The organism is Janthinobacterium sp. GW823-FHT03B06 (genome assembly GCF_058796955.1).
In genome coordinates, this window is sequence record NZ_JBXAJE010000008.1 from 170,787 (window position 1) to 184,484 (window position 13,698).

At 64.5% G+C, this 13,698-nt stretch carries 11 protein-coding genes; 5 read left to right on the forward strand and 6 right to left on the reverse strand.

Features of this window, described 5'->3' with window-relative positions:
- Window positions 1–139: 139 nt before the first annotated feature.
- Window positions 140–3,364: a DEAD/DEAH box helicase gene (locus tag AC1RBA_RS23605; protein ID WP_492419953.1), complete on the reverse strand. Its 3,225-nt coding sequence runs from the start codon at window positions 3,362–3,364 to the stop codon at window positions 140–142.
- Between AC1RBA_RS23605 and AC1RBA_RS23610 the strand changes: the two genes are divergently transcribed.
- Complete coding sequence (locus AC1RBA_RS23610; protein WP_492419954.1) at window positions 3,332–3,682, forward strand: hypothetical protein; 351 nt, start codon at window positions 3,332–3,334, stop codon at window positions 3,680–3,682. The two genes, AC1RBA_RS23605 and AC1RBA_RS23610, sit on opposite strands and share 33 nt — an antisense overlap.
- Here the strand turns inward: AC1RBA_RS23610 and AC1RBA_RS23615 are convergent.
- A complete protein-coding gene (locus AC1RBA_RS23615) occupies window positions 3,679–5,391 on the reverse strand; it encodes a methyl-accepting chemotaxis protein (protein WP_492419955.1) in 1,713 nt (570 codons plus the stop codon). The genes AC1RBA_RS23610 and AC1RBA_RS23615 overlap by 4 nt on opposite strands.
- Window positions 5,392–5,598: 207 nt before the next feature.
- Window positions 5,599–6,489 carry a LysR family transcriptional regulator gene (locus AC1RBA_RS23620; protein WP_492419956.1) on the reverse strand — a complete coding sequence of 297 codons (891 nt, stop codon included), beginning with the start codon at window positions 6,487–6,489 and terminating at the stop codon, window positions 5,599–5,601.
- Between the two features lie 113 nt (window positions 6,490–6,602).
- Here AC1RBA_RS23620 and AC1RBA_RS23625 point away from each other — a divergent pair, with 113 nt between their 5' ends.
- Both AC1RBA_RS23625 and AC1RBA_RS23630 read left to right on the forward strand, forming a co-directional pair.
- Complete coding sequence (locus AC1RBA_RS23625; protein WP_492419957.1) at window positions 6,603–7,784, forward strand: serine hydrolase domain-containing protein; 1,182 nt, start codon at window positions 6,603–6,605, stop codon at window positions 7,782–7,784.
- Window positions 7,781–8,971 carry an MFS transporter gene (locus AC1RBA_RS23630; RefSeq protein WP_492419958.1) on the forward strand — a complete coding sequence of 397 codons (1,191 nt, stop codon included), beginning with the start codon at window positions 7,781–7,783 and terminating at the stop codon, window positions 8,969–8,971. Before AC1RBA_RS23625 ends, AC1RBA_RS23630 begins: the two co-directional genes overlap by 4 nt.
- Here the strand turns inward: AC1RBA_RS23630 and AC1RBA_RS23635 are convergent.
- The 3 genes from AC1RBA_RS23635 to AC1RBA_RS23645 all read right to left on the reverse strand — a co-directional run bounded on the left by AC1RBA_RS23635 (window position 8,936) and on the right by AC1RBA_RS23645 (window position 11,016).
- Complete coding sequence (locus AC1RBA_RS23635; RefSeq protein WP_492419959.1) at window positions 8,936–9,481, reverse strand: DinB family protein; 546 nt, start codon at window positions 9,479–9,481, stop codon at window positions 8,936–8,938. The genes AC1RBA_RS23630 and AC1RBA_RS23635 overlap by 36 nt on opposite strands.
- A 30-nt stretch (window positions 9,482–9,511) precedes the next feature.
- The gene (locus AC1RBA_RS23640; RefSeq protein ID WP_070224777.1) at window positions 9,512–10,111 is read right to left on the reverse strand and encodes a MarC family protein; all 600 of its coding nucleotides are present in this window, start codon (window positions 10,109–10,111) and stop codon (window positions 9,512–9,514) included.
- Between the two features lie 116 nt (window positions 10,112–10,227).
- Complete coding sequence (locus AC1RBA_RS23645; protein ID WP_083287921.1) at window positions 10,228–11,016, reverse strand: AraC family transcriptional regulator; 789 nt, start codon at window positions 11,014–11,016, stop codon at window positions 10,228–10,230.
- Window positions 11,017–11,118: 102 nt separating this feature from the next.
- Between AC1RBA_RS23645 and AC1RBA_RS23650 the strand changes: the two genes are divergently transcribed.
- Both AC1RBA_RS23650 and AC1RBA_RS23655 read left to right on the forward strand, forming a co-directional pair.
- On the forward strand, window positions 11,119–12,033 hold the full coding sequence (locus AC1RBA_RS23650) for a DMT family transporter (protein WP_121670667.1): 915 nt from the start codon (window positions 11,119–11,121) through the stop codon (window positions 12,031–12,033).
- A 40-nt stretch (window positions 12,034–12,073) separates the two neighbouring features.
- Complete coding sequence (locus AC1RBA_RS23655) at window positions 12,074–13,696, forward strand: toxin-antitoxin system YwqK family antitoxin (RefSeq protein ID WP_492419960.1); 1,623 nt, start codon at window positions 12,074–12,076, stop codon at window positions 13,694–13,696.
- Window positions 13,697–13,698 lie beyond the last annotated feature (2 nt).

The window sequence follows — 13,698 nt, forward strand, 5'->3', positions numbered from 1 at the left end:
CCACGACGTTTACCTTGGTCTTCCCGGCGCAGCAACGTAGGTCGGATTAGCGGGGCGTAGCCGCGCGTAATCCGACAAGAGCGGCCAACAATGTTGTCGGATTACGCGCTGGCGCGCTAATCCGACCTACGCCTGCCAATCAGCCCATCTCCACCAAAAACTCATGCATGCCCGTATGCGGCAACTGTGCACACGCTGGTGCAAAATGCGGCAACTGGCCCCACAGCAGCGGGTTGCCGACGATGTACACATAATGCTGCGCGCGCGTCAGGGCCACGTTGAGCAGGTTCGGCGTACTGGCCGCCCATTGCGCGGCGCCGGCCGTGCTGTCGTCGGCGCCGAGCACCAGCATCACCACGCTTTGTTCCTTGCCCTGGAAGGTATGCACGGTGCCGACCATCTGACTGCTCCACTGGCGCAGTTCGCGCGCCGTCGGCGCCTTGCCGTAGCCGAGGCGGCGGTCCCAGTCCATGTCGACGATGCGCGAACGCAATTCGTTGCGCACGGCCTTGAACGGCGTAATCACATACATGTCCGGCAGCTTGCCATCGCGGCGATACAGTTTCAATAACACTTCCAGCACGAAATCGAGCTGCACGGGCACCACCTGCTTGTAGCTGACGGCGCCGACGGCGTCGATCCAGCGGCTCGGTCCCCGCGTCAGGCCCCGCGCGCCGGCCGGCGGCGTGCGTTCAGCCAGCCCATACACCATCTTGTCTTCGTAGGCGATGCTGTTGGCCAGCGAAAACATCGGTTCCACGCAGCGGCGGTGCACGCGCAGGGGGCTGCCGATCCACAGGGGCTGCGCGCTGCCGGCGCCGACCGTTGCGCCATAGCGGTTGGCCTTGTCGGCCAGGGTCTGCACGGAAACGGAAGTCGGCGCGTAGCTGCCATCCTGCGTATGCGGCGACAGGGCGGACAGGGACTGCACGAGACGGCCCGGCACCGTGAACACGGGTTCGATCTGCAGCGGGTCGCCCACGACGACGGCGCGTTTGGCGCGCCACAGGCTGCCCAGCGCCGCTTGCGGCACGGCCTGGCCCGCTTCATCGATGAACAGCCAGCCCAGCGATTCCGGGCCCATGCCCTGGAACTGGCGCGCGAACGAGGCAAACGTGGTCGACACGACAGGCACCACCATGAACAGGCTGTGCCAGACCATGGCGACGTGCGACTGGTCGTACGCACGCTTGTTTTTCAGCAATTTCGACACGGCCAGCAAGTTGCCGCCAAAGCCGGGTCCGCCTTTTTTTGCCACTTCCGCCAGCCACGCTTCGTGCAGGGCCAGGGCCTTGGCGAACAGGCGCGAGCGCAGGCGCGCCAGCGCCGGTTCATGCCACAGGCCGCCTATCTGCAGGGGGTCGCCGTCCAGTTCGTCCAGGCTGGCCGGCGCGAGGATGGTGGGAAAGCGCAGGCGTGCGCGGCGCAGCAATTCCGTGCTGTCATCCCATTCGCGCTGGCGCGATTGCGCCGTGCGCAGGGCAATGTGCAGGCTGTTGCGGGCCCGCTCGCAGCGCGGCTCCAGCTCGCCCTTGAGCAGCAGCTTGATGGCGGACACGTCGCGCGCGGCCTGGCGCTGCGCTTCGGCATTGGCCACGACGGCATCCTTGTAGGCGCGCGCCGGGGCAGTGCGGAACAGGCGGGCAAAAAAGCCCGGTTGCGTCAGCGCCACCAGGCGCTCTTCTTCCAGCAATTCCTTCTTGCTGGCGAGCAGGGTGTCCTGCTGCGCCAGCGCGCCGGACAGGGCGCCATTCGCTGCATCCATCTCTTGCTCAGCTTCAATCAACGCTTGCTGGCTGGCCTGGATAAAATCGGCTTCCGAGCACGTGCCCACGGCTTGCCACAGGGCCGCGTATTGCGCGTGCTCGGCCAGGGCCTTTTCCACCACGTGTTCCGTCTCGCGGAACTCGCGCGCGGCCTGGGCGAAGCTGACGCCCTGGTAGCTGGCCAGCCACTGGCGGATATTCTGTGCATTCGGCGTCTTGCGCGCCGTGCTCTTGTCCCAGTCGTCGTCATAAAAATTGCTGACGAAGCGGCGGCGGTTCGCGCTATTACCCAGCGCGCAGGACATCAAGCCCCACGGCGCTTCCGTCTCGTCCAGGGCGCGGTTGACGCCATTGCCGTCAGCCACCACGCGGCGCGCCACGCTTTCAAAATAGCGCGTGCGCGCCCATTCCTTGCCCAGCTGTTTCGGTTTTGGGAGGTCGCCGGAAATATTTTCCACCGCCGCGTTGTTCGACGAGGCGACGACCATTTCAAAGCCCGTCAATTCCGGGCGCAAGCGGGCGATGGTGATCGGGTCGCGCACGCCTTCGAAGGCCACGGCCACCTTGCCGATGAAGGCGTCGCCGGCGCGGTCCAGGCAGGACAGCACGCTGGCGCGGCGCACGATGTTGTCGGCAAACAATTCGCGCAATAACGTCGTCTTGCCCGTGCCGGGCGGGCCGTTGACGGAAAAGATGCCGCGTTCGCTCAAGCCCGTGCGCGCGCCGTGGATGGCGAACTGCTGCATCAGGCTCATGGCGTAGCTGGCGTCTTCCAGCCAGTGGCCCCGGTTCATGTTCGCGGGATTGAGCATGGCGGCCAGTGCCTGGCGTCCGGCCGGGCTGTACAGATCGATGCGCTCGTCCTGCGCCAGCGGCGTCAGGTAGGCGGCCACCGTGGCCGGCAACTTGCCGCCACGCAAGGCGCGGATGATCTGCTCCAGGTCATCGAGGTAAAAACTGTTGAGGATATCGATCGACGGCTCCACCGCGTCGCCAAAGTCCAGGCTGCGGTTCTGGCTGGCCTCAGCCAGGTCGCCTTCCGCCACAGCCGCGCGTTTTTTGCGCGTGCGCAATTCCAGCACGGCCAGCGGCTGGCCGGCGGACGGGCGGAAGCCGGCCCAGTCGATGAGCAGGTCGGCCAGGGCCGCGATTTCCATGCCGGACAGGGGCGACGAGACATTGCCCGCCTCGTCCGTCACTGTCTGCGGGGCGCGGGCGGCGGCAAAGTTGCGCAGGCTGTCCTGCAGCACCAGCTGGCTGTCGCTGAAGGCGTCCAGGCTCAGGCCCGACCAGTCCGGCGTGCGGGCGCGGCCCAGGGCCCACGGCAAGGTCGACACGGAGACGGGATCGAACTGCGGCTCGCCCAGCGCATTGAGGTTAATGCGGGCAAAGCACGAGCGTCCCAGCAGCTCTGTTTTTTCTGTCTCGGCAATGTTTTCCGGGCCGTTGGCCGGCGGGCAAGCCTTGTTGATTTCGGCCTTGTCGAACACGCCGAGGAACAGTGAAAAGCCGTCGATCTCGCGGTCGGAAGGGACTGGCCACTGCGTGGCGAACTGCGGCGGCAATTGCGCCAGCTGTTCGCGGTGGAGGAGACGCACGGTGGATTGGTCTTCAACGTCCGTGATTTGATTCAGGTCAAACGGGATAAAGAATTCGATCTTGTGCCAATACTCCAGGATAGCCAGGAGGCGCTGCTGTTCTGCCTGATTCATGATGACCAATATTTTGTAAAGCGAGCGAGGATTGTAAAGCGTATGCGCGGTGCACGTTTTGCACTTTTGTCTATTGCGCGGGCTTTGCCGCAAAAAAAGTGGTATTGGCGGACGAAAAAAAGCCAGGCAGCAACTTCCTGCCTGGCTTTCCCCGTTGCGATGTTGCCGGGTGTTAAAACTCTTGTATTAACACGGGTGTTTTAAAACTCTTCCCATTCGCTTTCGGCGGCGGCATTGCTGCGGCGCGCCGGCGCGGCCGCGACGGCCTGGCGTACGGGTGCGGGCTTGGCTGCGGGGCGCGCGATGGCGGGCGCAGCCGCTGCCGGCGTGGCGCGCACAGGCGTCAGCTTGCTGACGCTGGCAACATGGTTGCCGGTTTTAAAGAAGCCCACCACGTGCGCCAGTTCGCCCGCCTGTTCCTGCATGCTTTGCGAGGCGGCCGCCGCTTCTTCCACCAGGGCCGCGTTTTGCTGCGTCACTTCATCCATCTGGGCAATGGCCATGTTGATCTGTTCGATGCCGATGGTCTGCTCGTGCGTGGCGGAGGTGATTTCGCCCATGATGTCGGTCACGCGCACGATGCTGTCGACGATGTCGCCCATGGTCTGGCCCGCTTCATTGACGAGGCGTGAACCCGTGTCCACGTTGGCGACCGAAGCGGCGATCAGTTCCTTGATTTCCTTGGCGGCCGAGGCCGAACGGTGCGCCAGATTGCGTACCTCGGTGGCGACGACGGCGAAGCCACGGCCCTGTTCACCCGCGCGCGCCGCTTCCACGGCCGCGTTCAAGGCCAGGATGTTGGTCTGGAAGGCGATGCCGTCGATGACGCCGATGATGTCGACGATTTTCTTCGACGAGTCATTGATCGTGCCCATGGTGTCGACCACTTGCGCGACGATGCTGCCGCCGCGCACGGCCACCTCGGATGCGCTTTTCGCCAGCTGGTTTGCCTGGCGCGCATTGTCCGCGTTTTGCTTCACGGTCGAGGTCAGTTCCTCCATGGCCGACGCCGTTTCTTCCAGCGAACTGGCTTGTTCTTCCGTGCGGGACGACAGGTCGAGGTTGCCTGCGGCAATTTCGCTCGATGCCGTGGAGATCGCATCCGTACCGTTGCGCACTTGCGCCACCACGCCCAGCAAGCTCGTGTTCATGGCTTTCAGGGCGCCCAGCAGGCGGCCCGTTTCATCGCTGGAATCGACGACGATGTGCGACGACAAGTCGCCCGAAGCGACGGTTTCGGCCACGGCCACGGCTGCATTGATGGGCTGGGTGATCGAGCGCGTGATGATCCAGGCAACAAAAGCGCCCAGCAGCACGGCCACGCTGCCCAAGGTAATCATGGAAGCGCGCGCACTGTTGCTCAGCGTTTCGGCGTCCGTTGCCGCCTGGGCCGCCTGCTCGCCTTCATACGCGACCAGGCTGTCGAGCGCGCCCAGCACGCGTTTCAGGCTCGGCGCCGCCTGCTGCGTCAAAAAGGCGATCGCTTCATCCGTCTGGCCCGCATTGCGCAGCTCGATGACCTTGTTGTTCAGCGGCGCGCCCGATTTCAGGGCCGCGTCCAGTTCAGCCATCAGCGCCGTTTCCTTGTCTGTCGAAATTTTCTTTTGCAGGGTTTCCTTGGCGGCGCCGTATTTCTTGCGTGCTTCGCCGATCTTTGCCAGTTCCGCCTGCACCAGCGCTTCCGTCGGCGCCACCACAATGCTGGTGATCGCCAGGGTAATGTTGCGCACGTTGTCGCTCATGGTATTGGCGGCCGCCATCTTGACGTTCTTATCGGCCACGATGTCGTGCGTGCGTGCGCTCAGTTGCCCCATGGAGTACAGGCCGACGAGCAAGACGGCCACCAGCAGACCGAGAACGACAGCAAATCCGATCCCGAGGCGGGTGCCGATTTTGAATTGTGTAAGTGACATGATTGCTTTCGTATTGCGGAAGTGAGGGAAAACGTCGACAGGCCAAGGCTACGGGTTTATACGTAAGGGCAGCCAGCCTGTAATTGTTCCTCAAAATTCCGCACTGCAATACAAAAACTTGTATCAAGTCCGCGAAAAGTTTAAAAAATGGTAGCAAATTAAATAAGTTGTCGTGTGGAAACAACGAGCGCGGCGCCGGATACGGGCTTAGTTTTCCGGAAACACGTGCGTGGCGAGGAAGTCGATGAAGGCGCGCAGTTTCGGCGTCAGGTGGCGGCTGCTGGGCCACAGGATGCGAAAGGCGCCGTCGTGCCGGCGGTGCGCGTCCAGCACCGGCTGCAAGCGGCCCGCCGTCAGCGCCGCGTGCACGGCAAAGTCGGGCAGGGCGGCGATGCCCAGGCCGCTTTCGGCAAAGTGCAGCAGGGTGTCGACGTTGTTACAGTTCAGCACAGTCGGCAAGCCGGCCGCGTGCAGGGCATGCCACTCGGGCAAGGGCCACGCCTCGACCTTGCCGCTGCTGGGAAATTTGTACAGCAAACAAGTGTGGCGTGCCAGGTCGGCCGGCAGCGCGGGCGTGCCGTTGCGCGCCAGATAGGCTGGCGAGGCCACCAGTTGCAGCTGGAACTGGCCCAGCTGGCGGCTCATCAAACGGCTGTCGGCGCTTTCTCCCGCGCGCACGACGGCGTCATATCCCTCTTCGATGACGTCGACCCGGCGGTCGCTGAAATCGAGGTCGAGTTCCACCTGCGGATAGGCACGCGCAAAGGCCGCCAGCACGGGATTGAGCAGGCTGCCCACCTGCGGCAGGCTGACGCGCAGCCGGCCTTGCGGCGCGCGCTTGCTGTTCGATAACTCCAGCTCGGCCGCTTCGATCTCGCCCAGGATGCGCCGGCAGCGCTCGAGAAACACGGTACCCTCGCTGGTCAGCGCGATGCTGCGCGTGCTGCGGTGAAACAGACGCACGCCGAGCCGCTCTTCCAGCCGCGCGATGCTCTTGCCGACGGCCGAGGCGGAAATGCCGAGCACCCGGCCAGCCGCGACAAAACTGCGCGTTTCCGCCGCCTGCACGAAGGCCGTGAATCCCGCCAGGTTATCCATGATTTTCCTTTTGATTGCGGATGCCAACGTCCGCACAGACAGAAACTATAGCCTGTTTTTCTTTGATCGCGTCTCGCTTACCTTGGCAGCCTGATCATTTGAAAGGCTACGCCATGATGTACAACTTCTCTCCCGCGGCCTTGGCCGCCCGCATCGACCCCTTGCTCGATGCCGTGCTGCATCAGCAGCGCCTGGTGGGCGCCGTGGTGCTGGTGCGCCTGTGTGGCCAGGATATCTATCGCCGCGCCGCCGGTCACCTGGACCGCGAGGCCGGTACGCCCATGGTGGAAGACGCCGTCTTCCGCCTGGCGTCCGTCAGCAAACCCATCGTCTCCACGGCCGCGCTGGCGCTGGTGGGACAGCACCGTCTGGGGCTGGACGACCTGGTGGCGGATTGGTTGCCGTATTTCACGCCGCGCCAGCCGGACGGCGCCGTGGCGGCGATGACCGTGCGCCATTTGCTCACGCATACGGCCGGGCTCGACTACGGCTTTTTCCAGCCGCCGGGCGGGGCGTATACACGGGCTGGCGTGTCGGACGGCATGGATGCGTCCCGTATTTCACTGGAGGACAACCTGCGCCGCCTGGCCACGGTACCGCTCGCGTCTGCACCGGGCGCGCGCTGGGCGTACTCGATCGCCACCGACGTGCTGGGCGCCGTGATCGAACAGGCGGCCGGCATGCCGCTGGCACAGGCCGTGGAACGCCTGGTGACGGGGCCGCTGGCCATGCACGACACGGGTTTTATGGCCACGGACGCGGCGCGCCTGGCCGTCGCGTATGCGGACCGCGCAGCGGAAGAAGCCCGGCCGCGCCGTTTGCTGGACGAGGGGGAAGACCATCTGCCGTTTCTCGAAGGCATGGCCGGCTTTACCTTGTCGCCGGCAAGGGCGCTCGACGCGCACGCGTATCCGTCCGGCGGCGCCGGCATGGTGGGCTCCGCCCCCGATTTCATGCGCCTGCTGGAAACCCTGCGACTGGGCGGCGCGCCGCTGCTGCCGCCAGCGCTGGCGCGCCAGATGGGAGCAAACCAGACGGGCGGTTTCGACTTGCCGTTCTGGCCGGGACGCGGCTTCGGCCTGGGGTTCACGGTCTTGACGGACCCGCTTGCCGCCCCCACGCCGGAAGCGGCGGGCACGTGGCGCATGGGCGGCACGTATGGCCACTCGTGGTTTGTCGACCCGGCGCAGGAACTGTCCGTGGTGGCGTTCACGAATACGGCATTGGAGGGCATGGCGGGACCGTTCGTGACGCAACTGTGCCAGGCCGTGTATGGCGCCAAGGAAATGCCATGACGCGCCCGCACCCCATCGTCTTCCTCGCGCTGGGTCTGTTCGGCGTGTATTGCATCGAGTTTGGCGTGGTCGGCATCTTGCCGATGATCATGCAGCGTTACGGGGTGACGGCGGCGCAGGCCGGTTCGCTGGTGAGCCTGTTCGCGCTGGTGATCGCCGTGGGCGGCCCCTTCCTCGTGCTGCTGGCCACGCGCTGGCGCCGCAAACCGGTGCTGATCGTCTCCCTGCTGGTGTTTGCGCTGGCCAGCGTGGCCTCGGCGTATGCACCGCGCTTCGGGCTGCTGCTGGCGCTGCGCATCGTGCCGGCCCTGTTCCACCCTGTATATTTCTCGCTGGCCATGGTGGCCGCCGCCGCCCTGTATCCGCCGCGCGATGCGGCGCGGGCCGGCGCGCATGCGTTCACGGGCACCAGCATGGGCATGGTGCTGGGCATCCCGCTGACCACCTGGATCGCTGCGCAAGTTGGCTACGAGGCATCGTTCCTCGCGTGCGCCCTCGTCAATGCGCTGGCGGCGCTGGGCTTATATTGCTTCTTGTCCGACACGCCGCGCGAGGCGCCGCTGGCGTATGGCCGCCAGCTGGCCGTGCTGCGCAAAGCCGCCCTGTGGTTCACGATCGCCGCCGCCGTGCTGGTGTTTGCCGCCATGTTTGCCGTGTATGCGTATGCGGCCGCGTATCTGCAACAGGAAGCGGGCTTGTCGGCGCGCCAGACGGGGCTGGCGCTGGTGGTGTTTGGCGTGGGCGGCGTGGCGGGCAATCTGTTCGCGGGGCGCCAGCTGGGCACGCATGTGCTGCGCACGGTCTTGCTGCAGCCTGTGCTGCTGGGGCTGGCGTACTGGCTGCTGTACCGGCATGCCGGCACGGGCATCGGCTGGGCGGCGCTGGCCGTGTTGCTGCTGTTCTGGGGCGCGGCGCATACGAGCGGGCTGATCGTCACGCAAGTATGGCTCAGCAGCGAAGCGCGCGAGGCGCCCGCGTTCGCCATCGGCGTGTATATCGCCGCCATCAACCTGGGCGTGACGCTGGGCGCGCTGGCCGGCGGCATGGCCATCGAGTCCTATGGCATGCCGGGGGCGCTGGCTTGCGGCGCGCTGCTGGGCGGGCTGGCGCTGGCAGCGATTGCCGTGAAAGCGTGGCTGTACCGCCCGCCGTCAGTCGGCAATATGGTTGGGGATGCGAAACAGTAAATCCGTGTCGCCGATGTCCACGCCCGCTTGCGACAGCAAGGTGCTGGCCTGACCCCGGTGATGCGTCTGGTGGTTAAAGAAATGCATGAGCAGGCTGAAAAACTCGCGCCGGTTCGGCCCCTTGCTGTTGCGGTAATCGAGCAAATGGTCGAGGTCTTCTTCGCGGATGGACGCGGCCCAGTCGATGATGAGCTGGTCCAGCCATTGCCGGTGCGCGTGCATGGCGGCAAAATCGTCGGCCGCGAACAGCGGCTGCGTGAGCGACGCGGGCGGCGTGATGGCGCGGATGGGATCGAGCAGGGGAAAGCCGGCCGGATGTTTCGCGTAGCGCTGCAGCCACAGCGTATCGCCCACCATCACGTGGTTCAGGGTGGCCAGCAGGGAGCCGAAAAAGGCGCCCCGCTCGCGCTCCAGCTCGCCGGGCGGCAGGCTGGCCGCCGCCGCGTAGACCTTGGTATTCATCCACTGGTTGTAATCGGCCATCAGGCAAATGTGGGCGCAACGGCTCATGGTGATTCCTCCAGTGGATGAATGACAATATTAAACGGACTTCAGGAACGCGCGTATGCCGGCCAGCAGCATTTCAATGGCCATCGCCGTCAGGATCAAGCCCATCAGGCGCTCGAACGCCGTCATGACCCTTGGACCGAGCGCCCGCTGCAAGCGTTCGGCGCACAGGAAGACGGCCAGCCAGACGACGGCCACGGCCGTCAGCCCGGCCACGTGGGCGATCACTTCATTGACTTCATGCGAGGAAAACAGCAGCACGGTGGCCAGGGCCGACGGGCCGGCCAGCGCGGGGATGGCCAGCGGCACGATGAACGGCTCGCCGCCCATCTCGTGGTCGCTATTGCCCGCGTTTGGCTGCGGAAACACCATGCGCATGGCGATCAGGAACAAAATCACGCCGCCGCCGATGCGCAGCGCCACTTCCGACAATTGCAAGGCGTTCAGGAAATGGCGGCCGAAGAACATAAACAGCAGCAAGATGCCGAAGGCGATCAGGCATTCACGCACCACGACTTTCCAGCGCCGCTCGATCGGTACCCGTTTCAGGGCGTTGACGAACAGGGAAACGTTGCCGAATGGATCGGTGACGAGCAAAAGCAGGATAAAAGTCTGGAAGAAATTCTGTGTCATGGTGGTGTGATAGAGGTCAACACCGCTGCCAGGATGGGCGCGGTGCGATAAGGCTTGCGATGATAACAAGCCCGGCGCTTATCGCCCATGATTATTGATGCATAGCAGCATTTTTTTTACGCGGCGATGACTTTTGCCTGGTAAAACGCGGTGGGCGTCGTGCCGAAATGCTTTTTGAACATGGCGGTAAACGCGCTCTGGCTCGTGTAGCCATTGTCCATGGCCACGTCGATGACCTTGCCGCCGCGCGCCAATTGCTCCAGCGCTCGCAGCAGCCGCGCTTGCTGGCGCCACTGGCCGAAGCGCATGCCCGTCTGCTTCTGGAACAAGCGGTGCAGGCTGCGCTCGGTGATCGCCAGTTCTTGCGCCCAGTGCGCCACCGTCAGTTGCTCGCCCGGTTGCTCCATCAGCCGCGCGCAGATGCCGCGCAGGCGCGCGTCCGCAGGCAAGGGCAGATACAGGGGCAGCACAGGCAGGCTGCCGAGTTCGTGCAACAGCAATTGCAGCAGGTGCCAGTCGCGGCTGCCTTCCGTAAAATCTGGCGCGATGTCGACGGCGGCCACGATCAGTTGCCGCAGCAGGGGGCTGATGTCGAGCACGCAACTGTGGCCAGGCAGCAATGGAGAATTGGCGCAGTTGACGAACACCGTGCGCATTTTCACGGCGCCGCTCATGCGCACCTGGTGCGCGATGCCGGGTTGCAGCCACACGCCGCGCGTGGGCGGCACCACCCAGCGCCCGCCCTGCGCCTCGATGGTCATCACGCCCTCGATGGCGTACAGCAATTGCGCATGCGTGTGGCGGTGTACGGAAATCACGTGGCCATGCGCATAGTCGACGGCCAGCGCCATGGCGCGCGCCGTGACGGGCAGCAATTCCTGAAAGGCGGGGGAGGTGCAATCCATAAAAAGAGCGTCAGTTTTGCGATAGGTATGGACATCTTAGCGCGAGAAGGCGAGCCGCGCCTGCGGCATGATGGTTCCCCGCAACTATTCCTGGAGCTACGCATGCCTGTGCGCGCCTATCTGTATCCGTTTCTCGCCATGCTGCTGTGGGCCGGCAACGTCGTCGTCTCGAAGCTGGCCGCGTCCAGCATCGCCCCCACGGCCATCACGTTTTATCGGCTGGTGCTCGTCTTGCTGGTGATGACGCCGTTTATCGCCCGTCCCCTGTGGCGCAACCGTCATGCGCTGCGGCGCCAGTGGTGGCAGCTGGCCCTGTGCGGCCTGATGTCGATGGCGCTGTTCCAGAGCCTGTCCTACCGCGCCGCCGAATCGACGACGGCGACGAACATGGCCATCGTCACGGCGCTGGCGCCGCTGATGACGGCACTGCTCAGCGTGCTGCTGCTGGGCGAGCGCCTGACGGTCGGCATGGCGGCCGGCGGCGTGCTGTCGTTCGGCGGCTTGCTGTACCTGGTCGGGCGCGGCGACGTGCTGGCCTTGCTGCAGCAGGGCGTGCATGCGGGCGATGCGCTGATGCTGCTGGCCTGCCTGAGCTTTGCCCTGTACGGCGTGCTGCTGCGCCGCTGGCGTCTGTCCATTCCCGCCTGGCAAGCTATTTATTGCCAGGCGCTGGCGGCCCTGGTGTGCATGCTGCCGCTGTTCCTGCTGCTGCCGCCCGGCAGCGCCCGGCTGGACGCCACCACCTTGCCCCTGATCGGCTATGCGGGCATCGGCTCATCCATCGTGCTGTCCTACCTGTGGATCGAGGGCGTCAAACTGCTGGGACCGAACCGCTGCAGCATCTACGTCAACCTGCTGCCCCTGCTGACGGCCTTGCTGGCCATCGTTTGGCTGCACGAAAGCATGCATCTCTATCACTTGGTCGGCGGCGGCATCTCGCTGCTGGGCGTGCTGCTGGCGCAGACGGTGCAGCGGCCGCTGTTTGGCCGGCGTCCTGGGGTGTCCGGCCTTGCCTGAACGGCCATGCATAATGGCGGCTTTCGGCAGTGGAGTTGACATGCGGTACACATTTTGGGTGAGCACGATGGCCATGGCGCTGGCCTGGGGTACCCTGGCGCCGGCCCAGGCCGCGCCGCGTTTTTATGAGGGTGCGCCCATGGCCTACGCCAGCGCCGTCGAGCGCCGCGATGGCGGCGTGGTGCTGGCTTTCCTGCGGGAAAATGGCGAGGTCAACGGCTACTATTGCCAGTGCAACGGCATCAGTGAAAAACGCATGAACCTGGACAAGTATGGCCAGGCCAGCATCGAGGCCGTGTTCCAGCTGGATATCGACAGCGAGGGCGAAACCACGTTCGTGCTCAGCCGTAGTGGCGCGCGCAGTGACAAACCCTACGGCTTGCATGCCTACCGCTACGAGCGCAGCGGCGGCAAGATGTTCAAGGTGCCGGCCTTGCAGCCCGCGCTGGACGCCATCGTGCGCGGCGCAACAACCATGGACGAGGCGCAGGTGCGCGCCGCGCTGTCGTCCCTGCAACTGATCGATTACAGCATCGCCTACGCGCCCACGGGCGTGGCCGGGTTTGACGCCATCGAGCATGCGCATGGCACCCTGGCCGGCTATTTCAATATCGACGGTGAATTATTGCCCGGCAAGCCAGCCGACGCCCCCGCGTTTGCCTATAAAAAGACGTACCAGGAAAAGGATGGCCATTTCCTCACGGTGACCTTTCTGCTGGGCAAGGGCTGGGAAGGGGGCTTCGCGCCCAGTTATCACATCAAATGGATCGCCTGGGAAACGCAGCCGCAACGCTTTGCCGGCAGCCAGGACGGGCCATTCATCGAGTACGACGTCAATTGCTGCGTGGGCAGCGTGTTTGCCCGCGGCCTGTATGCGCAGGGCAAGCGCACCGGCGTATGGCATTACGAAGAGTCCAATACCATTCGCTCGTCTGGCGCTTTTGTCGACGACAAGGCCGAGGGGCCGTGGACATATGCAAGCGGCGACGAGACCACCACGGGCATGATGCAGCGGGGCCAGCGCACAGGGCGCTGGGAAGTGCGCCCGGGCGTGGCCGAATGGCGCGCAGCGGACATGCACAGCTACACCGGTTACGACCATTTCGTAAAAGACCGCCTGGACGGCCCCAGCGAGCGCCGCGCCGGTGGCGTGGTGCAATGGCAGGGTAGTTATGTGAATGGCAAGAAGCAGGGCCAGTGGGTGGAACCTGGCGGTGGCGGCAACTATGCCGATGACATCAAACAGGGGCCATGGAAGAAATCGACGCCGGACGGCGGCTGGCAAGTGTTGACCATGCTCAATGGCAAACCCGATGGCAAGCTGGAGCAGTATGCGGCCGATGGCCGGCTGGAACTGGTCGAACATTACCGCCTCGGTGTCCTCGATGGCACGATGGAAAGTTTTTATCCGGACGGCAAGCGGCGTTACCAGGGCACGTTTGCCAACGGCAAGCGCGATGGTGCGGAAACCTTGTTGTATCCCGATGGCGAACTGCCGCAATTTCACCGCAACTGGCACCAGGGCGTGCTGCATGGCGTCAATATCGAGAATTTCCAGAACGGAAAGCCGAAGCAGATCGGTGCCTACAACATGGGCAGGAAAACGGGCCGGTTTCAGTATTTTCGCGACGATGGCCAGCTCATCGAAGAAACCATGTATTAACT

What these genes read in the sequence shown, in the direction of transcription:
- AC1RBA_RS23625 (WP_492419957.1), top strand. Translation starts at nt 6,603, where the DNA reads ATGATGTACAACTTCTCTCCCGCGGCCTTGGCCGCCCGCATCGACCCC.
- AC1RBA_RS23640 (WP_070224777.1), bottom strand. Translation starts at nt 10,111, where the DNA reads ATGACACAGAATTTCTTCCAGACTTTTATCCTGCTTTTGCTCGTCACC.
- AC1RBA_RS23650 (WP_121670667.1), top strand. Translation starts at nt 11,119, where the DNA reads ATGCCTGTGCGCGCCTATCTGTATCCGTTTCTCGCCATGCTGCTGTGG.
- AC1RBA_RS23635 (WP_492419959.1), bottom strand. Translation starts at nt 9,481, where the DNA reads ATGAGCCGTTGCGCCCACATTTGCCTGATGGCCGATTACAACCAGTGG.
- AC1RBA_RS23655 (WP_492419960.1), top strand. Translation starts at nt 12,074, where the DNA reads ATGCGGTACACATTTTGGGTGAGCACGATGGCCATGGCGCTGGCCTGG.
- AC1RBA_RS23630 (WP_492419958.1), top strand. Translation starts at nt 7,781, where the DNA reads ATGACGCGCCCGCACCCCATCGTCTTCCTCGCGCTGGGTCTGTTCGGC.
- AC1RBA_RS23645 (WP_083287921.1), bottom strand. Translation starts at nt 11,016, where the DNA reads ATGGATTGCACCTCCCCCGCCTTTCAGGAATTGCTGCCCGTCACGGCG.
- AC1RBA_RS23620 (WP_492419956.1), bottom strand. Translation starts at nt 6,489, where the DNA reads ATGGATAACCTGGCGGGATTCACGGCCTTCGTGCAGGCGGCGGAAACG.
- AC1RBA_RS23615 (WP_492419955.1), bottom strand. Translation starts at nt 5,391, where the DNA reads ATGTCACTTACACAATTCAAAATCGGCACCCGCCTCGGGATCGGATTT.